Source organism: Maribacter aurantiacus, assembly GCF_005780245.1.
Classification (GTDB): Bacteria; Bacteroidota; Bacteroidia; order Flavobacteriales; family Flavobacteriaceae; genus Maribacter; species Maribacter flavus.
Map to the genome: position 1 here is coordinate 524,291 of NZ_VBUK01000001.1, position 23,279 is coordinate 547,569.

19 protein-coding genes and 1 tRNA gene are annotated in these 23,279 nt (G+C 40.9%); 5 read left to right on the forward strand and 15 right to left on the reverse strand.

Features of this window, described 5'->3' with window-relative positions; translation table 11 throughout:
- Positions 1 to 15 precede the first annotated feature (15 nt).
- Together FEK29_RS02240 and FEK29_RS02245 are read right to left on the reverse strand one after the other, a co-directional pair.
- Positions 16 to 780 carry a UDP-2,3-diacylglucosamine diphosphatase gene (locus FEK29_RS02240; protein ID WP_138256766.1) on the reverse strand — a complete coding sequence of 255 codons (765 nt, stop codon included), beginning with the start codon at positions 778 to 780 and terminating at the stop codon, positions 16 to 18.
- A gap of 29 nt (positions 781 to 809) precedes the next feature.
- Positions 810 to 1,259 (reverse strand): 6-pyruvoyl trahydropterin synthase family protein, encoded by a 450-nt coding sequence (locus tag FEK29_RS02245; RefSeq protein ID WP_138256767.1) that lies wholly within the window; start codon positions 1,257 to 1,259, stop codon positions 810 to 812.
- A gap of 87 nt (positions 1,260 to 1,346) precedes the next feature.
- On the opposite strand from FEK29_RS02245, the gene FEK29_RS02250 reads away from it, so the two are divergent.
- Complete coding sequence (locus FEK29_RS02250) at positions 1,347 to 1,994, forward strand: 2OG-Fe(II) oxygenase (RefSeq protein ID WP_138256768.1); 648 nt, start codon at positions 1,347 to 1,349, stop codon at positions 1,992 to 1,994.
- A 344-nt stretch (positions 1,995 to 2,338) separates the two neighbouring features.
- Here the strand turns inward: FEK29_RS02250 and FEK29_RS02255 are convergent, their stop codons facing one another.
- Genes FEK29_RS02255 through FEK29_RS02265 form a run of 3 tightly spaced genes read right to left on the reverse strand, consistent with a single transcriptional unit; the run spans position 2,339 to position 4,971 of the window.
- A complete protein-coding gene (locus FEK29_RS02255; protein ID WP_138256769.1) occupies positions 2,339 to 3,106 on the reverse strand; it encodes an enoyl-CoA hydratase/isomerase family protein in 768 nt (255 codons plus the stop codon).
- A 22-nt stretch (positions 3,107 to 3,128) separates the two neighbouring features.
- A complete protein-coding gene (locus tag FEK29_RS02260; protein ID WP_138256770.1) occupies positions 3,129 to 4,463 on the reverse strand; it encodes an MATE family efflux transporter in 1,335 nt (444 codons plus the stop codon).
- A 7-nt stretch (positions 4,464 to 4,470) separates the two neighbouring features.
- Entirely contained in the window at positions 4,471 to 4,971 is a 501-nt protein-coding gene (locus tag FEK29_RS02265; protein ID WP_138257326.1) for a GNAT family N-acetyltransferase, read from the reverse strand.
- Positions 4,972 to 5,022: 51 nt separating this feature from the next.
- Here FEK29_RS02265 and FEK29_RS02270 point away from each other — a divergent pair, with 51 nt between their 5' ends.
- Both FEK29_RS02270 and FEK29_RS02275 read left to right on the forward strand, forming a co-directional pair.
- Positions 5,023 to 5,820: a universal stress protein gene (locus FEK29_RS02270; protein ID WP_138256771.1), complete on the forward strand. Its 798-nt coding sequence runs from the start codon at positions 5,023 to 5,025 to the stop codon at positions 5,818 to 5,820.
- Positions 5,821 to 5,869: 49 nt separating this feature from the next.
- Positions 5,870 to 5,946: transfer RNA gene (locus tag FEK29_RS02275), tRNA-Ala, on the forward strand.
- A 42-nt stretch (positions 5,947 to 5,988) separates the two neighbouring features.
- Here the strand turns inward: FEK29_RS02275 and FEK29_RS02280 are convergent.
- Positions 5,989 to 6,924 carry an ion channel gene (locus FEK29_RS02280; protein ID WP_138256772.1) on the reverse strand — a complete coding sequence of 312 codons (936 nt, stop codon included), beginning with the start codon at positions 6,922 to 6,924 and terminating at the stop codon, positions 5,989 to 5,991.
- 41 nt (positions 6,925 to 6,965) lie between these two features.
- The gene (locus FEK29_RS02285; protein ID WP_138256773.1) at positions 6,966 to 8,285 is read right to left on the reverse strand and encodes a sugar porter family MFS transporter; all 1,320 of its coding nucleotides are present in this window, start codon (positions 8,283 to 8,285) and stop codon (positions 6,966 to 6,968) included.
- Between the two features lie 110 nt (positions 8,286 to 8,395).
- Between FEK29_RS02285 and FEK29_RS02290 the strand changes: the two genes are divergently transcribed.
- Entirely contained in the window at positions 8,396 to 9,103 is a 708-nt protein-coding gene (locus FEK29_RS02290; protein ID WP_138256774.1) for an SDR family oxidoreductase, read from the forward strand.
- A gap of 1 nt (position 9,104) precedes the next feature.
- Here FEK29_RS02290 and FEK29_RS02295 read toward each other — a convergent pair whose 3' ends face one another.
- The 4 genes from FEK29_RS02295 to FEK29_RS02310 all read right to left on the reverse strand — a co-directional run bounded on the left by FEK29_RS02295 (position 9,105) and on the right by FEK29_RS02310 (position 17,664).
- Positions 9,105 to 11,870 carry a PD-(D/E)XK nuclease family protein gene (locus FEK29_RS02295; RefSeq protein WP_240042640.1) on the reverse strand — a complete coding sequence of 922 codons (2,766 nt, stop codon included), beginning with the start codon at positions 11,868 to 11,870 and terminating at the stop codon, positions 9,105 to 9,107.
- A gap of 50 nt (positions 11,871 to 11,920) precedes the next feature.
- A complete protein-coding gene (locus tag FEK29_RS02300; RefSeq protein WP_138256775.1) occupies positions 11,921 to 13,261 on the reverse strand; it encodes an OmpA family protein in 1,341 nt (446 codons plus the stop codon).
- A 112-nt stretch (positions 13,262 to 13,373) separates the two neighbouring features.
- Positions 13,374 to 14,567, reverse strand: a complete 1,194-nt coding sequence (kbl, locus tag FEK29_RS02305; RefSeq protein WP_138256776.1) for a glycine C-acetyltransferase — start codon at positions 14,565 to 14,567, stop codon at positions 13,374 to 13,376.
- Between the two features lies 1 nt (position 14,568).
- Positions 14,569 to 17,664 carry a UvrD-helicase domain-containing protein gene (locus FEK29_RS02310; protein ID WP_138256777.1) on the reverse strand — a complete coding sequence of 1,032 codons (3,096 nt, stop codon included), beginning with the start codon at positions 17,662 to 17,664 and terminating at the stop codon, positions 14,569 to 14,571.
- Positions 17,665 to 17,784: 120 nt separating this feature from the next.
- Between FEK29_RS02310 and FEK29_RS02315 the strand changes: the two genes are divergently transcribed.
- A complete protein-coding gene (locus FEK29_RS02315) occupies positions 17,785 to 18,393 on the forward strand; it encodes a superoxide dismutase (protein ID WP_138256778.1) in 609 nt (202 codons plus the stop codon).
- A gap of 648 nt (positions 18,394 to 19,041) precedes the next feature.
- Here FEK29_RS02315 and FEK29_RS02320 read toward each other — a convergent pair.
- The 4 genes from FEK29_RS02320 to purN form a co-directional block, all read right to left on the reverse strand.
- On the reverse strand, positions 19,042 to 20,940 hold the full coding sequence (locus FEK29_RS02320; protein WP_138256779.1) for an amidophosphoribosyltransferase: 1,899 nt from the start codon (positions 20,938 to 20,940) through the stop codon (positions 19,042 to 19,044).
- 41 nt (positions 20,941 to 20,981) lie between these two features.
- Complete coding sequence (locus FEK29_RS02325) at positions 20,982 to 21,908, reverse strand: PfkB family carbohydrate kinase (RefSeq protein WP_138256780.1); 927 nt, start codon at positions 21,906 to 21,908, stop codon at positions 20,982 to 20,984.
- 89 nt (positions 21,909 to 21,997) lie between these two features.
- Positions 21,998 to 22,633 (reverse strand): ribonuclease H1 domain-containing protein, encoded by a 636-nt coding sequence (locus tag FEK29_RS02330; RefSeq protein WP_138256781.1) that lies wholly within the window; start codon positions 22,631 to 22,633, stop codon positions 21,998 to 22,000.
- A gap of 42 nt (positions 22,634 to 22,675) precedes the next feature.
- Positions 22,676 to 23,254, reverse strand: coding sequence for a phosphoribosylglycinamide formyltransferase (purN, locus tag FEK29_RS02335; protein ID WP_138256782.1), 579 nt, complete (start codon positions 23,252 to 23,254; stop codon positions 22,676 to 22,678).
- Positions 23,255 to 23,279: the final 25 nt, after the last annotated feature.

Here is a 23,279-nt window from a genome sequence, read left to right on the forward strand (position 1 = left end):
ATCCTTTTAAAAAGGTTAAGAGTATTTTTTTAATTCTAGTTTCTTCCCATCAAAAACGGCATAGGTAAAATAGGTTACCCAATCCCCAATATTGGTATACCTTGAATTTTCGTTGAGGTCGATTTCCAAAGGTAAATGCCGATGTCCAAATATAAAATGGTCGTAGTGCTGATTCTCCAGTTTACGTTTGGCATACTGTACCAACCATTCCTTATCTTCCCCTAAAAATTTGGCATCGTCGTCGCCCGATATCAATTTGTTCTTGACGGAAAAGTACTGCGCGACCTTCACGCCCAAATCAGGATGGAGCCATCTGAAGAACCATTTGGCAACAGGGTTGGTAAAAACCTTTTTCATGCGTTTGTACCCTTTGTCATGTGGGCCTAGGCCATCACCGTGTCCGATAAAAAAGGAACTGTCGTTTATGAGATATTGTTGCGGTTTGTGAAAAACGGGTATATTGAGCTCTTCCTCAAAATAGCCGTTCATCCAAAGGTCATGGTTGCCCACAAAATAATAAATGGGAATTCCAGCATCGGATAGCTCGGCCAGTTTTCCCAAGGTTCTGGTAAACCCCCTGGGCACTACGGTTTTATATTCGAACCAAAAATCGAAGAGGTCGCCCAAAAGAAAAATGGATCCCGCATCGGCTTTGATTTCATCCAACCACCTTACGAATTTTAGTTCCCTAGGAAAACTCGAAGCCGCATTGGGCGCCCCTAAATGATTGTCGCTTGCAAAGTATACCTTTTTGCCCTCGGGAAGATGTATAGTGGTCATGGTGGATAAAGATAGGAAATGTTTACGCCTTAATTGTCACTGGCATACCATTCCGCAAAGGAGGTTTCCGTTTCCTGAAGTTTTAAGGAAAACAATTGAATGTTTTTTGGAAGTCTCGCCTTGATTTTTTTGGCAAAGTCTATGACCATATTTTCGCTCGTAGGCTGATAGTCCGCCAAAATTACGTTATGTCCTCTTTCCGTAAGCTCTTTGGCAAGATCCACATGGGGCGTATTTTTGTTGAATACCGTGGCGTGGTCAAATTTGTCCACGATTTCCTCTTTGACAATTTTTTTCAAGTCGCCAAAATCAATGACCATTCCCAGTTTTACATGGGAGGTATCCGTAATGGGTTTTCCAATTACGGTAACCGAAAGTTTATAACTATGGCCGTGCACGTTTCGGCATTTGCCGTCGTAGCCATACAGCGCGTGACCGGTCTCAAAATTGAACTGTTTGGTAATCCTAATAGTTCCCATAAGAATTCATTGATTGTACAAAGGTATTCAATTTGTAAAACCGATCTGATTTAGAATTACATTTGTCGGCTTTTTAAAAAAATCGAAATGGCCGGATTGGTAGAACAACTTGACTTTGAGGTGAATCCGCTTTTTGAGCGATTGATCGAGGATATCCTTAGGGACGGTTACAGTATCCTGGATACATTTTTTCCCGAGGAAACCATCAACGGACTACGTGCCGACCTGCTTCACAAATATGAAGAGGACTATTTTAAAAAAGCTGCGATAGGGAACCGTACCAATGAAATCATTAAAACCGAAATACGGGGCGATTTCATTCTATGGATGGACGAGGCCAAGCTTAACTCCGTACAATCCGTATTTTTTAATCGGATTAACGAACTTTCCGATTATCTCAACAAGACCTGTTTTTTGGGAATCCTAAAAAAGGAATTTCATTATGCGGTATATCCAGAAGGCAAGTTTTACAAACGGCATTTGGATACCTTTCAAAATGATGACGGGCGCAGACTTTCCGTCGTGTGTTATTTGAACGAGAACGATTGGTTACCCGAACACGGGGGAGAGTTGTTACTTTACCTAAACGATGAAAATGGAAAGGAATATGCCAAGCGGGTTTTTCCAATGCCCTGTAGGACGGTCATATTTGAAAGCCAAAAAATTGAACACGAGGTAAAACCGGCCAACCGCCAACGATTGAGTATCACGGGCTGGTTGAAGACACGTTCATAAGATCAAGTTCAAGTTTCAAATTCAAATACAAACTCAAATATCAAGTACAAATACAAGTTCAAGCTCAAATATCAAGCACAAGTTCAAACTTGATTATGTCCAGTGTCTGGTTAAAACCGCGGATCTAATCCCTGTTAATTTGATATTTCCTCTGAATTTTGGAAGTTGAGGAATGGCTAGGGCTAGCGTTTGAACTTACGCCTTGTACGTATTCTGTTCACAAAATACACAACTACGACAAAGAGGGCAAGTATGGGAAAAATGAGATCCCCGTTCAAAAACTGCAGAATTTCCATGGAGTTAAATTGTTACGTACAACAACGGTATAAACTTTGTTATATTGCCTATTGTTTGAATTTTGAAAGCGCATTTCGGGTAAAATCTGAAAGTACCAAGGTACCTGTAATGGCAGCACGCTCAATCAATAATTGGCCCCAATGATCGGTCCCCTTCCACAAGACCTTTTTCCATTCCGTTAGTCCATCTGGATTGTAGGAGGCCAATTTTTGGGTGAAAAAGTCGAGTTCCTTGTCCATCTCTGAAAAGGAATCGAATACCCTGGAAAACAGTCCCTTTTCCTGGGCCCAGTAGGCCGATTTCCACTCGGTTGGTGCCAGTGACAACTCTGATAGTCCGCCCGTTCCTATTTTACGTTCCACGGCCGGTTCAATGACCAAGGGCGCGATTCCAATACTCAATTCCGATAGTTTTATGGCGGCATTTTCATGTGCAAATACATAATCACAGGCGGCGGCCAATCCAACGCCCCCGCCCACGGTTTTTCCCTGTACGCGGCCTACGATCACTTTTTTACAGGTTCGCATGGCGTTGATGACATGGGCAAACCCACTGAAAAACTCCTTGCCTTCTTCCAATTTGGATACGGCCATCAATTCGTTAAAGGAGGCCCCGGCACAGAAGGCCTTTTCCCCTTCGGACTTTAAAATGATCACATGTACATCCTTGTTTTCGGATAGTTTGTTAAATTCCTTGGCCAGCCGGTCCAACAAAACCGCCACGAAGGAATTACTGGCGGGATGCCCAAACTCAATGGTCGCAACATTGCCGTTCATACTGGTGTAAAGACTGCCGTTTTCCCTATCGGTTCCCATAACAAAAAGGTTTTCATCAAAATTAATGGTTTTGTAACAGGGGTCGAAACTTTCTTCGGAATTTAAGGACCAAGGCACCTCCCCGTATCAACATCCACAGCGTAAACGCTACCCAAATGCCCGCAAGCCCCCAACCTAAATACCTCCCTAAGAAAAGCACTGGTATAAATCCTAAAAACGTAGCGATGAGCAATGTGTTTCGCAGGTATTTCATTTCGCCAAGACCCTTAAAGACTCCGTCAAGAACAAAGGCGATGGTATTTATCGGCAATCCTAAGATGATGATGTAAAAAACGCCATAAAAAGCGTTCAAAACCAGCTCCTCGTTGGAGAAGAGTCGGCCTATCGGTTTATAAAACAGAAAGGACACCGCCATAAGGACCAAGCTTACATAGATTCCATATTTCACAATTTTCTTTGCCAAAAGCCATAAATCGGCATAGTTCTTTTCTCCCAAAAGCCTTCCCCCCATAATGTTTCCAGCGGCTCCATAGCCATCGATAAAAAATGCCGAAAAAAGCCAAAGATTGATGGCAATGGTATGTGCACCTATGAATTTATCGCCCAAGGCGGTCGCCTCTCGTACCGCCAGAATAAGGGCGGTGTTCAATGCCAGGGCCCTTACAAAAAGGTTTAGGCTCATTATCACCAAGCGTCCCAATTCTGGATGTATCGGAAATTTCAGTACGAGACTTATTTCGGTCTTTTTCCATAGGAGCCATAGTGCCATAATGGCCATAACGGATTGTGCGATAAGGCTCGCCCATGCCGCTCCGTCCAAATACATGGGGGCAATAATTCCATCTACCCCATAGACCAAAAGAAAATCCAGTATCACGTTGAGTACCGCTCCCGTAATCGCGATGACCATGGGCCAATAGGTATTTTGCAGCCCTCTAAAAATACCCATGACGGCAAATACGAAAAGGGTAAGGGGAAAGCCCCAAACCCGAATGGAGTAGTAACTGATACAATATTCCAGAATTTTACCGGAGGCGTTCAATAGCTCAAAAATCTCACGGATTACAAATACGGTGGACAACAAAATGAGCACACTCAGGGCTATATTTAAGTAAATGGCCTGTGCGGGCAAGGTCTTTACCTCTTCGAGTTTTCCCGCTCCCAGGTATTGGGAGATGATGGCCGAAATGGCACTTCGGGTCTGACCCAACACCCAAATAAGCATGGATAAAAAGGATCCTACGATTCCGGCCGCCGCAAGTGATTCCAGCCCGTCTACGGGAATATTACCCACAATCGCCGTATCGGTAATGGAAAGTAGGGGTTCTGCAATTCCGGCAACCGTGGCCGGTATGGCCAGGCTATTGATTCTTTTTAAGGTGACAGTGGATTTCAAAATGGCTTTACACTACAAGTTCATAACAATGAAAGGGGTAGGTACTCTGTTCTGGAAAGTAAATATCCTCCAATTTTTTATAACCCCTTGCCTCATAAAATCGCTGATTCCTTTTGTTCCGACTAAAAGTGTCCAACCGGATAGATTTAAAATCGTTTTCCCGGGCATAGTTCTCTGCAAAGTCCATCAGTTGTTGGGCATAACCCTTTCCCTGATGCTCTGGATGTACCGCCAATCTATGAACGTACAGGTTTTTGGAATTGGGCGATAACCAGGCGACCTCCCTATATTCTTCGTCCATGAGCGTAGAGATGACAATACACCCAATAATATGTTCCTCTTTCTTCAGGACATATAATTCCTGCCTTTCTATATCTGAAAGGAATTTTTCCTCGGATGGATATTCTGTCGTCCATTGAAAAATATTCTTGGATTCCATGTGCACTCTACAGGCCCTTGTCATGGATAGAATTTCTGGAATTTCCGATATCTTTGCAGGCTGAATCACCATCCGATGTATTAAAATTGTAAATTTAGAGGAATTAACAACAAAACCACCATGAAGAATATCCTTGTTCCCATTGGCACATCTCCCGATGCCAGCGAAACCTTACAATATGCCGTAGACTTTGCAACCGATTTTGGTGCCCAGGTTTATGTAATGGAAGTCTTTAACGTTACTTCCAAAACAGGAACCTTGGCCAATGTTTCGGAAAAAGTTGCCGAAAGTGGAAAGGAGCGTTTAAAGGGAGTAATCGCACAGATCGATGCAAAACAAATCGATATAAAAATTGCTTCTTATAATGGGGAATTGGTAGATGGACTTGTGGAAATCGATAAGGAACTTGGTATAGATTTGATCATTCTAGCTCCTAGAAGCAATGACATACGGGAGGAAGTCTATTTGGGTCCAACATCTGGTAAAATCGTAAAACAGACAAATATCCCAACCTTAGTCGTACCCAAAGGAACCCAGTACAAGCCATTTCATAATATATTGGTCGCCTTTAGATCTGGTATCCTAAAAAGGAAAAGAATCTTAAACCCCTTGATTACCATTTCTGAAAAGCATCGATCCAAGGTTAATTTATTATTGGTGAAGACCCCGGGATATTCAGATGAAGATTTAAAGATAAATACGGCCTTGATGGACATAAGCTCCCAGTTGACAATCACTGAAAATGCGACTACCTATTTGGGCGTATTGGAGCATTTTCAATCCAAACACCCGGAACTATTGTGTGTCTTTAGAAGAAAGCGGGGCTTCTTTAAAAAGCTTTGGGAGAAGAGTACTATTTTAAAATCTGAGTTCTCAGTCCCCATCCCTGTATTGATATTGAGTACAAAGAAAGATTAGGATGGATTTTGATACGTTCTGAAAAAGTATTTCCTTTGCCACGCAAAATGGGGGATTAGCTCAGTTGGCTAGAGCGCTTGCCTGGCAGGCAAGAGGCCACCGGTTCGAATCCGGTATTCTCCACCAGAGCCACACGAAAGTGTGGCTTTTTTGTTTTTAGGAGTCTGATTATTGGTTCAGGTCTATTTCAAAGGTGTCATCAATTCTTCCCACATCAATGGATAGGCCTGTATCATCCCTCTTGGCAAGATATGTGAACTTGGCTCCCCATTTTATTTCATTGGCCTTGTAGGATGATCGAGAATAGACGGATTGTGAAAATGACTCGTCAAAAGCTTTTATGACAACAATGAACTCGGCATCTTTTTCCATAAGGTTTTGTTGATTGAGTCCATAAATCGGGCTTTCACTGGAAACAGGGTGCACAATGGTCCACATGGTGGGAAAGAAGACTACCTTGGAACGCTCTAGTTCCAAGGAGTAGAAATCGCGTAAATCTGAATCCGATCTTTTTAAGGAAAGGTTTACGTTCACTTCTACCTCCAATAATTGGTTCTTTTTGGGATTCACCACCCGGAACATAAAGCCATTTATCGCTTTATATGGAGCAATTACGGCAATGGAACTGTATTTAATGCTGGCTACGGGTTTTGAAAACCTTCCATACATGAGTCCGGTGGCCAAGGCGAACAGCAGCAGGCCCAAAAGCGATTCCGAGGCGGCGACAATGTTAGCGGCCAGGTTTAAAGGTGCTATTTGGCCATATCCCAAGGTGGTAATGGTCTGGGCACTAAAAAAGAAAGCTTCAATGAATTGGTCCAATTTGGTCGTGCCATAAATTCCGGTCAAGTGCTCCGTTCCTATTAATAAATATAGGGAGGCAAAAATTAAGTTAATCGTAAAATACGCCAAGGCAAGAACCAATAAAAATTGAAGCCATGACATGGAAACCAGCGAATGGAAAATATTCATTCCCTCAAAAAAGGAAACATTTTCTTTATGAACGTTAAACGAACCATCCTTATTTAGGGCTCTGTAACCACTTGAAGGAGCTTTGGTGTCCAGACCAAGATCGTTGTATTTTTCCTTTTTATAAAGTTTCAAACTTCCCTGATTTTTCCTTCTTGGTATTTTTTTTGCGCTTTTTATTTATTACCAATAAGAATATTGCTCAATTCTTCCAAGGTTATCCCTTTTGTTTCGGGCATCATGAATTTTACGAATAAAAGCTGTAGAACCATCATAAAGGCAAAGAAGGCAAATACCATTCCGGCACCTATACTAGAGAAAAGAAATGGAACCGCTGCGGGGATAGCTGCTGCCAAGACCCAATGTACGGAACAACCAAAGGATTGACCACTCCCCCGTAGGTGGTTGGGGAATATCTCCGATATAAATACCCAAATAATGGTTCCTTGGCCAATGGCATGCGCTGCAATAAAAATGAACAGGAAGATAGGAACCGCCATTCCTTCCCATCCGAAGAAGAAAGCACAGGCTACCAATGAGAGGGATATTATATAACCAATAGAACCTATATACATTAATTGCCTTCTTCCCAAACGGTCGATCAAGTTGATGCCTATTAAGGTGAAAACCATATTTGTTACCCCGATGCCCACACTGCTCAAAAGTGCCGTGCTTTCCCCAAGTCCAGCCTCTTCAAAAATCCTAGGTGCATAATAGAGGAAGGCGTTGATTCCCGAAGTCTGATTGAAAAAAGCGATAAGGAAAGCGAGGATCAAGGGAAACCGATATTTTTTCATGAATATGTGTTCATGACTTTCTGGCATTGCATTATTTTTTTGAATCTCTTGGATCATTTCGTCCACGTTTCTATTTGGATTGATTAACTGAAGTATTTTGCCCGCCTCTTCGGGTTTTCCGTTGATCAATAACCACCGTGGGCTTTTGGGCACAGATAAGATAAATAATGTATATATGATGGCTGGAAATGCCTCTACGCCCACCATCCATCGCCAATCATTATCTCCAATTCCACTTAAAAGGAAGTTCGACAAAAACGCGATCAGAATTCCAAATACTAGACTGAACTGATAAAAGCCTACAAGTTTTCCCCTTTTATCCGCAGGAGAGATTTCTGAAATATAGGCGGGAGCGGCAATCGTGGATATACCCACACCCACGCCACCAATGAACCTAAAGAAGGCAAAGGTTATCGGGTCATTGGCCAAGGCCGATCCAATGGCAGAAATACTGTATAATAATCCAATGGCAATAAGGGTATTTTTTCTACCCCATTTATCCGTAGGAATACCTGCGAAGATGGCACCCAATACAGTACCCCAAAGAGCACTGGAAATTACTACCCATCCATGAAATGAATCGGAACTATCCCAAAGTGCCTGTAATTTTTTATCGGCCCCTGAAATAACTACGGTATCAAACCCGAATAAAAAGCCCGCTAACGCAGCGGTAATTGACCAACGTACAATTTTGTTCATCTATTAATTTTTTGAAACCGTTAAATATAATAAATCGAAATCGTTAAATGTTTACCTATATCCGCTACTTTAACCCAAATTGATTGATAGCTTTGTAAAAATTTTTTATTATGAATTTGAAGGACAAAGTAGCGTATATTACGGGAGGTACAAAGGGAATAGGTTTGGGGGTTGCCCAAACGTTGTTGGATGTCGGTATGCGGGTAGCCATTAGTGGCAGATCGGAGGCCAGTGTGGACCAGGGCCTAAAGAGCTTAAAGAGCGATAAGGTTTTGGGTATTGTTTCTGATGTATGCAAAATAGCCGATGAGCAAAAAGCCGTTAACGGCATCCTTGAAAAATGGGGACAGCTAGATATTGTACTTGCAAATGCCGGTGTGGGAAATTTTGCCGCAATCGATGAAATGACAGATGAACAATGGCACCAAATGATCGACACTAATTTGAATGGGGTCTTTCATACATTAAAAGCTTCCGTTGACGCATTGAAAAGGTCAAAGGGATACTACATGACCTTGGCCAGTTTGGCGGGAACCAATTTTTTTGCCAATGGTGCTGGGTACAATGCTTCCAAATTTGGTGTAGTCGGGTTTACCCAGGCTGCCATGCTGGATTTACGAAAGTACGATATAAAAGTAACTACTATTATGCCGGGCTCCGTGGCAACTCATTTTAATAATAATGTTCCCGATGATTCCGATGCCTGGAAAATTCAACCGGAGGATATAGGCCAATTGGTTCTGGACCTTTTGAAAATGCATCCAAGAACATTGCCTAGCAAAATAGAGGTAAGACCTACACGGCCCGATAAAAAGTAAATTACACTACTTTTTCCAAAAAGGGGATATCAGGGTTCAGGATTTCTTCTATCAATTGAAACAACAATTTTTCAAATTCAAGGATGACCTCTTTGCCTATATTAGGATTCTTTTTTGAATCTCGGGTAGATGATTTTTTGTAAAAGAGCATCAGGCCGTCCTTTAGATTTTTGATGCTGTATATGCCCGCATGTATATTCTCCAGGGGGTTTTCGGCCAGAAACATATACGAATAACAGAGTAGTTGAAATGCCTTGGCGCAGTCATAGGATTCGATGAGATTTTGCCAATCGATTATCTCAATATGGCGCTTTTCTACCTTTCCTGTTTTGTAGTCTATAATACGGGTCACGCCGTCGCATAAATCTATTCTGTCAAGTTTTCCCTTGAGTACTACTTTCTGGTTGGAGTTGGGAAGGATAATTTCCAGATATAGTTTTCGTTCCAACCCTATAATTTTAATCCTGTGCGATGCAAGCGCTTCAATTTCATGGTCCAAGAAATTCTCTATATACCGGACCACTACATTATAGGCAATTAGATTTTTTCCACTGTCATAGGCGCCATCCATATAGGATTTCTGAAAGTTTTTATGCACGATGGATTCTATGGAATCCTTTGACTTGATAAGTTGTTCGCGGTCTATTTCTTTGTCTAGGAAAGGTGTATAGAGTTCTTCAAGCGTGTCGTGGATGATGGTACCCATGGTGTTCGAAGCTATATTCTCTTCTACCTCTTCATTATCCTGAATGCCTAATAGATTCTGTTTATAAAAATCTATTGGATTTCTAATATAATTACTTAATGAACTGGGAGAAAATCCCTTTTGGGCATAACTTTGCAATAAATCCATAAGGCTAGGTGTCTTATGGACCATTTTTGGTGGTACGGTAAATTCCCCAATATTGGGAGATGCTATTTTTTCTATTACATCCCGTCTATTTCCATCCGTTAGTATTTGCGTTATCAACCTACTTTTTTCACCTCCTTCCAGTACATCGGGTTCCGTGTTGTATAACAAATAAACGTTTTTAGCCCGTTGCAATAACCGATAAAAGTGATAGGTGTATACCGCATCCTTTTCCTTATAGGTTGGCAGACCGAATTCAATTTTCAGATCAAAGGGAATGAATGAATTATTGGATTTGCCCGAAGGAAGAATGCCTTCATTTACGGAGGTCAGGATTACCGTTTCAAAATCCAAATTTCTACTCTCCAGCATCCCCATAATTTGAAGGCCATCTAAAGGGTCACCCTGAAAATCCAAGGTTTCTGAGGCAAGTAATTGCCTGAATAGACTTTTTATACTTTTTAATGAATTCAGGTAGGCATACTCCTGTATCAGTTCCACTATTTGATTGAACAGCGTATGTAATTTGTACAATTGTTCCAATCCCAAATAGTCGATCTTGTTGCCAAAAACCCACTTGAAATCGTGAATGAGTAAGTTGCATTGATGAACAAATTGAGTGGGGGATTCATACTGGAAAAATAGTTTTGAGAGTTTTTGTTCATCTACTTTCGGGAATTTCGCGAAATCATTTTCAGTAATGTATATCCAATTTTTTTTATGGATATGAGTGGTCAATTCCCCTATTTTAATATTGTACTTTTCTAAAACTATTGCGGTAAAGGGGTTGTTTAGGAATGAAGTGAAATCCTTGTAGAACCAACCTTTTTTTGATCTTAAGAGGTGAAAATCTATAAGGTTCAGGAAAAAGGAGGCTAACCCAGATAACTCCAATTTTTGTCCCATTGTAATATTCACGGCACTGATGGATTCCGGTATACTATTCAGTAGTGGATTTAAGAGGGATTCATCACCCAGAACAACTGCAGACTTCTTTAATTGATCTGGATTTTCACTTGCTATTTGATTTACTAATTGCCCTACAAGTTTTGTCTGTGCTATGTTCTTAGGCGTTCCCACTACAGATATTTTTTTATTTTTCAGATAGTGATTGCTAATGCCCCTGAGGTGGTTTGCACTTAAATATTTCCAGTCCGTTACATGTTTTCTTATGAAATGTCCGGCGTCATGCAATTTGTCCTTAAGAAAGTACTCGTCAAGGTCCCAGAAGATTTTGGAATTAGGGTCATTTAGAATTTCCTGAATGATGCTACTTTCGGCCGTGTTTAAGGCATTAAAGCCAAGAAAAATGTGTGGTCTTTTTTCATTTTGGGCATATTGGGAAGTCATCTCCGAAGCTTTTCGGTATACAAGCCCTTGATGCCCTATTTGTTTGGCCAGTAAGTTCGAATTAAATGCTTTGTAAATGCCATGAAGCTGATTCCAAAAATGCAGGTAACTTTTCATTAAGGAAGTCTGCTCTTTATCAAGGGACCAGTGATTCACCTCTTGTATTGCCGCCAATCCAGAAAAGAGAGACGAAGTATCAATAAGATACCTATCGATTTCATTAATATCTTGTAATAACGTTTGTGCCCAATTTAAATAGGACTCGAAGCTTTCCTTTTCATACGATCCAACTTCTAAGTAGGCCTTATATAATTCGAAAAGTTGTTCTGTCTGAGAAGCATAGGACAGACTAGCTATTTTTTCAATGAATCCTTCTATACTGAATATGTCCGGCGAAATTATGGTTTTGCCTACCTTCCTAGATATTATTTTTTTTAGAAAGGTACCCGCTCTTTTGCTTGGAAGTATATAGATGCATTTTTCTATTGCAACCTGATCATTGCATAGTTCTTCAATTACTTCTTCCAAAAAGCTTACCATAGATGTAAAAATAAAAAAGCTCCGCATTATGCGGAGCTTTTCATGTATTAAAACACTTAATGTTTATATGGGATAACTTATTTTACTAAGTTAATTTCAACCCTTCTGTTTTGAGCTCTACCAGCAGCAGTATTATTAGTAGCGATTGGCTTGTCCTCACCATATCCAACAGCCGATAATCTGAACTCTTCAATTCCTTTGTCAACCAAGAATTCTTTTACGGAAAGAGCTCTGGATTCAGAAAGACTTTGGTTCAATTTAGCACTACCAACACTGTCAGTGTGACCTTCAACTGTAAATTTAGCAGTTGGGTATTCGTTCAAAATTTGAATTATATCAACCATTACAGAAGTAGACTCAGCTTTGATGGAAGACTTACCAGTATCAAACAAAATAGTTCTAGCGTAGTCGTTCAATTGTTTTTGTACTTCTTCAGTAACTTCTGGACATCCAGCGTTTGCTACAGTACCTGCCACTTCTGGACACTGATCGTCTTTGTCAAGAACACTATCACCGTCTGTATCTGGCCATGGACATCCATTGTTCTCAGATGGACCAGCTTCGTTAGGACACTCGTCATCTTTATCGGCTACACCATCTCCGTCAGCATCAGGACAACCAGCCAAAGACGCTAAACCTGCTTCGTTAGGACAAGCATCATCTTTATCGGCTACACCATCTCCGTCAGCATCAGGACATCCATTCATTTCTTTAGAACCAGCTTCGTTAGGGCAGCTATCTTTGCTATCCTCGATTCCGTCACCGTCAGAATCCGGACAACCGTTGAATGCTTCTAAACCAGCAACTTCTGGACAGGCATCATCTTTGTCGTACACACCATCGCCATCGGTATCAGTTCCACCAAATTTAACGGAGATACCAGCTAAGTGTTGAAAATGTTTAACGCCATAATCCTCGAAGGCATGCTTGTAAGTAGACTGCAAGGTAAGGCCTAGGTTTTCAGTAAACCAGAAATTAAGTCCCAAACCACCATTCACAGTACCGGCACCAATCTCATCAACCCAAGTGTAACCACCACCAACTTCAATAAAAGGTTGGATAACCGTTTCTTTGGTAAAATTATATTTTATTGTACCATCTATAGCATAGTGAGAAAGATCATCAACGCTTACATCACCTAATTTGCTGATTTTGTTTAAGGAACCTCTAGCTCCAATAGAAAAACCATCACCAATACTTTTAGACACCCCTATGTAAGAAATAGAAGGAAGAATGTTCCAATGGTCGTTTACATTAAAGAATTCATTACCAAAAGAGCTAACGTCACCAGTTGGATATACATCGATGGCGTTTGCCCCGAATTGCACTTGCCAAGGATTATTCTCGTCTTGCGCTTGTATGTTGTTAAAACCTACAACAAGTAGGACAACAACTAATAATTTGCTAAGATGTTTCATGTTCAAATTTTTAAGTTTAAGTGTTTATTAGCTGCAAATGTAAGTTGTTAAATATTATTAACAAAATCAATTTCTTGTTTTTTTAACTCATTTAATAGTATAAAATGCGCATTTAAACGACATTCAGCGCCTTGCCTACCTTGATAAAGGCATTGATTGCCTTATCCAGATGTTCCTTTTCATGAGCTGCGGATAATTGCACCCTTATTCGTGCCTTTCCTCTAGGGACCACTGGATAAAAGAAGCCAATAACGTAAATACCTTCTTCCAGAAGTTTTTCGGCCATTTGCTGTGAAAGCTTGGCATCATATAACATGACAGGAACAATGGCGGAATCCCCGTCAATAATGTCAAAGCCCGCTTTTTTCATTCCGCTCTTGAAATAATCGGTATTGGATTGGAGTTTATCCCTCAAGGAGGTATCCTTGGCCAACATGTCGAAGACTTTAATGGAAGCGCCTACAATGGCCGGTGCCAAGGAATTTGAAAAAAGATAAGGCCTTGAACGCTGTCTTAAAATCTCTATGATCTCTTTTTTCCCGGTGGTGTATCCGCCCATGGCTCCACCCAAAGCCTTGCCCAAGGTTCCGGTGATAATATCGATTCTATCCATTACATTTTTTTCTTCCAAGGTTCCAATACCCTTGGGACCGATGAAACCTGCGGCGTGGCATTCGTCTATCATGACCATGGCATCATAGGCATCGGCCAGATCGCAAATTTTATCCAATGGTGCTACTAGGCCGTCCATGGAAAAAACACCATCGGTAACAATGATTTTAAATCGGGCGCCATTTTCATTGGCCTTTTTGAGCTGTTCTTCAAGATCTTCCATATCGCTATTGGCATACTTGTACCGCTGTGCTTTGCACAATCGCACCCCATCAATAATGGAGGCATGGTTAAGGGAATCCGATATTATGGCATCTTCGGGTCCTAGGAGCGGTTCAAATACCCCGCCATTGGCGTCGAAAGCCGCGGCATATAAAATTGTATCTTCTGTACCATAGAATTCAGCGATTTTACGCTCCAATTCCTTATGAATGTCCTGGGTTCCGCAAATGAATCTCACGGATGACATTCCAAAACCATGTGTGTCCAACGTATCCTTGGCCGCCTTTATGACGTCTGGATGCGAGGACAGCCCCAAATAATTATTGGCGCAAAAATTTATTACCTCTTCCCCGGTCGAAATTTTGATAACCGCGTCCTGTGGGGAAACGATGATCCGTTCCTTTTTGAAAAGGCCATCTTCCCTTATCTGGTTTAATTCTGCCTGTAAATGTTCTCTTATTTTTCCGTACATGTTATATATAGTCTACAATTATCTCCTCGTTAATATAAGCAATGATTTTATTTTGAACGGTATATCCCATCTCTTGGTAAGCCTTGGAATAGGATTCCAATTGCTCCTTGTATTTATTGTTTTTTCTTCCTGTTTTATAATCAATAATATCTACCGAGTTCCCTTTCAGTACAACCCGATCCGGAATTAAAATGGTACCGTTGGAAATGAGTAGCTCCTTTTCATTATAAATGGTAAAGCCTTCCGAGTAAAACTTGCCTAGTACGGGATGATGTATCAATTTTATCAGGGTTTCACGTACCTTTTCAAATGTGGAATCACTAAGAACTCCTTTGTTCAAGGCACTTTTCAAGGCAGGTTCCAAATCTTCCGTAGTTATTACATTTTCAAGAATGTGATGGTATACGTTTCCTTGTTCCAATGCAATCTCCCTATCGGTGTCCCAAAGCATGCCTGCTTTGGTATGTATTTTAAAGGCTTCGCGATCTTTGTACGTGTAAAGGTAGGGAACCGTCCATTTATTTCCTTGCCCAATTTTTAATTTTTTAGTCTTCCAGAGCTCCCCGAATTCATATTCCAATAAGTCCTCCTTCCAAATACCCAAATCGGATAGATACTTTAGGAACAGTCCTGAAAAATACTCGGTTTTATAACTGCCATCCTTTCTCAAATCCTTACAGCTTATGACATACAAGGAATTAACCGCTCTTGTAAGGACCACATACAATAGGTTAAAAGCATCCAATTGTATTCTTTGATGTTCTTCATCAAAAAGCTTGGCACCTAGTTTCCCATAATTTTTAATTTCCTGTTTTTTGCTGATGAGCAGCTCTTCAAAACCCATAAAAACATCCCGATCTACGGGAATCCAAAGTTTTGGGTCTATTTCCTCAAATATATTGGTGTTCGCATACGGAAAAATGACCACAGGAAACTCCAGTCCCTTGGATTTGTGGATGGTCATAACCTGCACGGCCATGGAATCCTCTGGCGTGCTGATGCTCAGCGAATTGGATTTGACCTCCCAATTGTTCAAGAAAGCTTGGGCATCCGTGCCATGTTTCTGTTCCATCTCAAAGACAAAATCCATAAATGCCAGCAGGTGTGCGTCAGAAGTTGGCACCAGGTCAAAAACCTTTATGGCATGCTCCATGGAATCCATAAGCGACCTGCCCCTAAGGATATCGACATCAAAATTATGTTCTGTAGTTAGATATAACGAAAGGTCGTTCAAATGCAGATGGATGAAATCATGGGTGTCTTCTTTTGAATCGGATAAATATTCAAGAATCGAATAATTGTTTTCAAGGTCATCGGTCATCAACATGAACTTGACCAATGAAACCAGGAACTGAACTTTTGGACTGCTGGACACCAAAAGGGAATCCGAAGAAATTACGGGAACGGATTTGGACATTAGGAAGTCGGTTAGTAATACCCCGTGCTTCTTTTTTCGGACCAAAACACAAATATCACCATAGTTGAATCCCGCTTGAAGGGATTGGTCAATAGCTTCCATAACCTTATCCGCATAGGCAGTGTCATCATCTTCCTGCAAGAAACTTATTTTGACATATCCTCCCGGATTATCGTTGGATTCCTGCTTATTTCCAGCTATAAAAAAATCCCGGTATACATCATTTTCCAATAGCGTACCAACATGCTGGAAAAATGTATTGTTGAATTTAATGATTTCGTCCTGGCTCCTATAATTTCTTGGTAGTTGGTGGGTTTCTCCTGTAATGGAGAACGGATTGTTTTTTTTGGTAGCCAAATCCAAGAATTGCTCGGCGTGACCACCACGCCATCGGTAAATCGCCTGTTTAGCATCCCCTACCAAGAAAAGTGACCCAGACCTTCCCTGATCATCCTTTCCTTCCAAGGCGTTGGCAATCAATGGAACCAGGTTGTTCCATTGCATTTCTGAGGTATCCTGAAACTCGTCTATAAAATAATGGCGGTACTTTTCGCCCAACCGTTCATAAATGAACGGAGCGGGTTGATTCTTTATTTCCTCGGAGATTATCCGGTTGAATTCTGAAATGGAAAGCTGTTCCTTTTCCCTTTGTATATTCTTTATTTCGTTTTCTATGGAATTCAAAAGTGTTAGGGGAACCAGGTTGCTGTATAAATTGAAAAGAAATCCTCGCTGGTAAATTTTCTCCTTGATGGTCAAATAATTCCGTAAGATAGTTTGGGCAAAATCCTCCGATGGATTCTCAACACCTACCTTTAGGATTTTGCCTTCCACGAGATTACCCTCAAGATTGTTGTTATAGAGTAGGGAAGGACTTTGGGTACCGTCCAAAATCTTCCTAAAGTGGTTTGGAAGCGTTTGTCTGGGAAAATCTGATTCTTCAACCCCACTTGAGCCTATATAGGCAAGTGTTTCTTCGGCCAAATCATTGATATCCTTTTCCGTTAGCCTTATGAGTGATTTTAAATGTTTTTGTAAACTTAAAAAATCAGATAGGCCCTTATTCCCAAAACCTTGTATATGGAATGTATTCGTTTCGTCCTGTAGTAGTTTGCCAATTTTTAGTAGGTCGTAGCCTATATCCCAACTTTTGTCATCATCAATTTTTTCCATGGCAAAGTCCATCAGGATTTTGGTAAGCTCTTGGTCTTCGCCTGCTTTTGCCAAGACCCTTGCCACGGCCTCAGATAATAGCAAGTCCATATCCAAAACCACTTCAAAGTTTTGCGGTAGTTTTAGGTCTCGTGCAAAGGTTCTTATGACCCTGTGGGTAAATTTGTCTATGGTTGAAATATCAAAAAAGGCGTAGTTATGTAAAATTTCCTTTAAACGGAGTCTACATAAATCCCCTAAACCTTCAACACTCAATTGTAGGGCATCCATAAGTTCAAGAAAGAGCGGGGGCGAATCCTTCAAAGAATGGATTTTTGAAAAAGAATAGAGGCTATCCAGAATTCTGAACTTCATTTCATTCACCGCCTTGTTGGTGAAGGTAATTGCTAGAATTCTTTTGAAACTATACGGACTTGAAAGAACTATTTTTAGGTAGGCTTTTGAAAGAGCATAGGTCTTGCCTGAACCTGCCGAAGCGTTATATATCTTGAACGTACTTTCCTGCACCTAATTTTTACCTGCAAAATAAGGATTATGGCACAGTTCTTAACAAATAATTGGGTTAATATAAATGTTAAAATCCTTAATTTTGAAGAACTACAATTATTAATCTAAAAACAAAAAATTATGGCTTTTCAATTACCGAACTTGCCCTATGCTTATGAGGCTTTAGAACCACATATAGATGCTAGGACAATGGAAATACATCATACAAAACATCATAACGGATATACCTCCAAGCTTAATGCGGCCATTGAGGGTACCGATTTGAGCAGCAAATCTATTGAGGATATTTTGACCAATTTGGATATGAACAACATGGCGGTTCGAAATAATGGGGGAGGTTTTTACAACCATGCTTTGTTTTGGACCATTCTGTCCCCAAAGGGTGGAGGAACCCCATCCGGGGATTTGGCCAAGGCCATAGACGATGCCTTTGGCTCCTTCGATACCTTTAAGGAAAAATTCAGCGATGCCGCAGGAACTAGGTTTGGGTCCGGTTGGGCTTGGCTCTGTGTGCATAAAGGTGGAAAGCTCGAAATCTGCTCGACCCCCAATCAGGACAACCCAATAATGCCGGGTGTAGGTTGTGGTGGATATCCAATCTTAGGTTTGGATGTTTGGGAACACGCCTATTATTTAAACTATCAGAACAAACGCCCTGAGTACATTGACGCGTTTTTTAACATCATAAATTGGGACGAGGTTTCAAAATTGTATTCCAAGAATAAATAACTAGGTACCTTTCAATTTATTAAAACTTTAAAAACCGCTATGGAAATAGTTCCAAAGCGGTTTTTTTATGCTTTCAATAATAGAAAAGGGCGGAGAAGCCTCCACCCTTTTCGTCCCAAATCTTACCATAAACTTAACCTACTTATGCTATGGCAAAACTAAATTACTGGTATTGTGGGAAATAAAAAAAGAATTGTTAAAAAAATTTATTTTCTTTTTATAGGAGCCTGATTTCTTGTGGGGTATGGATCTTCCAATTTTATGAAATAAAAAAGGCGGAGCAAAGCTCCACCTTTTTTCCCCAAATCTTACCATGAACTTAACCTACTTATGCTATGGTTCTCCAAAGATATAAGCAAGAAACGCAGAAATAAAAGGAATTGGTTGAACGGCGTAAACCTTAGTTGAAATACCTAAGCTGTGTTATTATCCTACAGTAAGGGAAAGTTGTACGTATGTAAACGGAAGAAAATAAAAAAGGTGGAGAATCTCCACCTTTTTTGCCCCAAATCTTACCATGAACTTAACCTACTTATGCTATGGCAATTTTAAAATTAAGTTTAGTCTTACCCTAAAAACTATTACATCGACGAAATGCACATTTTGTCGATGAAACGCATAGGTTTCAGGTTAAACGGTTCTGTTTTTTTAATAGGCTCTTTCATTTCTACCCTCATAAAAATTGATGAAAGCCCTGTTTACGACTCTGTTTCCCCCAGGTGTAGGATAATTTCCAGTAAAGTACCAATCTCCCAGATTTTTAGGACACGCTTCATGGAGACCGGATATTCCTTGATAGATGATTTGAACTTCGGCCTTTATATCAATCGGGCTTAATAGCTGTCCAATCTTATGGGATATTTGTTCGGCACTAAAAGGGGCATAAATCTCTTTCACATAATTTATGATATCCCTGTCTTTTGACTTCACTTGGTCAATACATTTTTGATAGACCTCCTTAATCATATGCATGGTGTTATTCTCCTCATGCAAAGCAAGTGCCGCCCTAAAGGCTATAAAATCCTCAAGTTTCGCCATATCGATTCCGTAACAGTCAGGATACCTAATTTGGGGGGCTGAAGAAACAACAATGATTTTCTTTGGAGACAGCCTATCCAAAATCTTTAAGATACTTTTCTTCAAAGTAGTACCTCTCACAATACTGTCGTCTATAATCACTAGGTTGTCCCCTTCTTTTACGGAGCCATAGGAAATGTCATAGACATGGGCCACCAAGTCATCCCTACTGTCATCCTGGGTTATGAACGTCCTAAGTTTGGCATCCTTGATGGCAACCTTCTCAATTCTGGGCCTTACCTCAAGAATTTCATGTAGCTCCTCACTGGTGATTTTTGCACCGATGGCAAGAATTTGCTCTTCCTTTTTCTTATTTAGATAGTTTTGGGCCTCTTTTACCATTCCAAAGAACGAAGTTTCCGCCGTATTTGGGATATAGGAAAAAACGGTATTCTTGAGGTCGTGGTCTATGGCCTTGAGGATTTGGGGGAATACCAGTTTGCCCAACATTTTTCGCTCCTGATAGATTTCCTTGTCACTTCCCCTGGAAAAGTAAATGCGTTCAAAGGAGCATGCCTTTCTTTCCCTTGGTTCCAAGATTTGTTTGATTCTTGTGATGCCGTTCTTTTTTACGATAATGGCATTGCCCGGCTCCAATTCCTTAACCTCTTCAAATGGAACGTTAAAGACCGTTTGTATGGCCGGTCTCTCCGAAGCAACCACCACAATCTCATCGTCCTTATAATAATAGGCTGGCCTAATTCCGGCGGGATCTCTTAGAACAAAAGCATCTCCATGGCCCAGAAGACCTGCCATGGCAAAACCACCGTCAAAATTCTTGGCGGCCCTTTTTAATATTTTTGAAACCTTTAGCCTTTCTGCTATGATAGGGGACGCTTCCTGCTTGCTGAAACCTTCCTTTTTTATTTGTTTGTAAAGTTTGGCAACGGCATCGTCCAAAAAGTGGCCTATCTTTTCCATAACGGTTACCGTGTCCGCCATTTCCTTTGGATGTTGGCCCAATTGTACCAAATTGTTAAAAAGTTCGTGTACGTTCGTGAGGTTAAAGTTACCGGCAACGATGAGGTTTCGATGCATCCAGTTGTTTTGTCTCAAAAATGGATGTACACTTTCTATACTGTTCTTTCCAAAAGTGCCATAGCGAACATGCCCCAATAATAGCTCCCCTATATATGGAATGTTCTTTTTTTGTAGTGCGACATCATTTTCGTATTCCGGATTTTCCTTAAGCTCCTTGTTGATACGCTCGTTGATTTGGGCAAAAATATCCTGGATAGGTTGTTGTTGGCAGGAACGCACCCTACTCATATACCGTTGACCCGCTTCCACGTCCAACTTTATGCTGGCAAAACCCGCACCATCCTGGCCACGGTTATGCTGCTTTTCCATCATGAGGTACATCTTGTTTACCCCATAAAAGGCCGACCCATATTTTTCCTTATAATATTCAAGCGGCTTGAGTAGTCTTATGACCGAGATGCCACACTCGTGCTTAATAGCGTCACTCATTGGTTTTAGTATTAAAAAAACCCCAAGAGAGGGGCGTGGGGTTATTGCAATTCAATTTCAAACTGTGTAAGTGCCTTAAATTGATGTAACCTAATATTTATTTCATCCCTTTCTAGGTCCAACATCCGTTCCGTACCAAATTTTTCAACGGAAAAGGAGGCTAAGTTGGAACCATGGATTACGGCTTTTTTCAAATTTTCAAAGGTAACATCTTCCGATGCTGCCAAGTAACCCGAAAATCCTCCGGCAAAGGTGTCACCCGCACCCGTGGGATCAAAAACATCCTCGAGCGGCAAGGCCGGAGCAAAGAATACTTGTTCCTCATGAAAAAGCAAAGCTCCGTGTTCCCCTTTTTTAATGACCACATAATCCGGACCCATTTCAAAGATTTTCTGTGCAGCCTTGACCAAGGAGTATTCACCGGTCAGCTGTCTTGCTTCCTCATCGTTGATGGTCAGTACATCTATTTTTTTGATTACTTCGGTCAATTCTGGCAAAGTATGGTCCATCCAAAAATTCATCGTATCCAAAATGATGAGCTTTGGTCGTTTTTCCATCTGATTAATTACACCCATTTGGATATTTGGGTGTAGATTTCCCAGCATGACCACATCGGAGTCTTTGAAACCATCTGGGACAATAGGATTGAAATCTGCCAAAACATTGAGTTCCGTTACCAAAGTATCCCTAGAATTAAGGTCGTTGTGGTACTTGCCTTTCCAAAAAAACGTTTTACCTCCCTTGACTACCTCAAGAGCCGAAATGTCTATGTTCCTTTTTTCCAATAGGTCCAGATACTCCTTGGGAAAGTCTTCCCCAACTACAGAAACGATGGCAGCATCCACGTCGAATTGAGAAGCGGCAAGACCAATAAAAGTAGCGGCTCCTCCCAAAATTTTGTCCGTTTTGCCAAAAGGTGTTTCAATGGCATCGAATGCGACCGTACCAACTATTAAAAGCTTGCCCATACCGTAGTTAAAAATGAAGTGCAAATATACGGATTTGCCAAGTGAATTGTAGTTTAAAGGCAAGCACAATTTTGAATAGTTATCAAAAGTTACTTTCGTCCAAAATCTGCAGGAATTTCGCCCCATGCCTTGGTTTCCCATTTTACAATGGGCGTTTTGTAGGAGTTTGTGTTCAACCAATTTTCCGCCCTTCGTATCAGGTCGAACAAGGCTTTGTTCTTAGGGTTTTGGGACAAATTTGTGTTGCATTTTTTCTTTCGTACCCAACTCATCGCTGTACGGGAATCGGTATAGATTATTCTGTCACTATTCCGTTCCTTTAGAAAGGCCAGGCCATGAACTATGGCCAAAAACTCCCCAATATTATTGGTTCCTTGTTCAAAAGGTCCTTGTTTAAATAGTTTCCTCTTGGTTCTTGTATCCACACCTTGGTATTCCATGATTCCAGGATTTCCACTGGATGCAGCATCCACGGAAATGGAATGATAATTGGGCTGGCCTATTTTAAGAAATTCGGCCGGGGACAGCTCTGTTTCGCTTTTTTTCTTTCCCTTAAAATCGGCATAGTTACCGTTGAAGGCTTTTTTTGCCAAGTCAAACGTTTCAAATGATTTGTATTCCGCCCCTTTTGCCCCATTGATGGCAGCCTTGCAATCTTCCCAAGTCTCATAGATTCCGGGATGTTTGCCCTTCCAAACCACGTAGAACTTTTGTTTTTTACCCATAGGAAACCTGTTTTTTCATTTCCGCGAAGGCGGAAATCTGAATCAGTTTTGTATTTTTAATATCTCTTCAATCACCTTTGGAAAATGTTCGTACTCCAAATGGTGCACCTTTTCCGCTATATCCTCTGGGCTATCATATTCAGAAATTACGGTTTTTACTTGTTTTATAACCGCACCTTCATCGTAATGGGCATTTACATAATGAATCGTTATGCCGGTTTCTGTTTCCTTATTTTCCTTGACCGCATTATGTACGTTCATACCATACATGCCCTTACCCCCGTATTTGGGCAATAGGGCGGGGTGGATGTTTATGATTTTATTGGGAAAGGCATCAACGATGTTCACGGGTATCTTCCAAAGAAACCCTGCAAGAACGATTAGGTCCGGTTGGATCTCTTTAAGGATGTTCAACACAAAATCACCCCCAAGGAAGGCATGTCTATTAAAGTATATAGCGTTTATGTTCAGTCGGTCACACCTTTCCAATACTTGGGCATTCCGTTTATTTGTGAATACCGCCGCAATCTGTACGTTATCATTCTTACCAAAATAATGGACAATGTTTTCCACATTGGATCCGGAACCCGATGCAAATAGTACTATTTTTTTAACGTCCAATGGTTCTTGTTTTAAGGTTAGGATC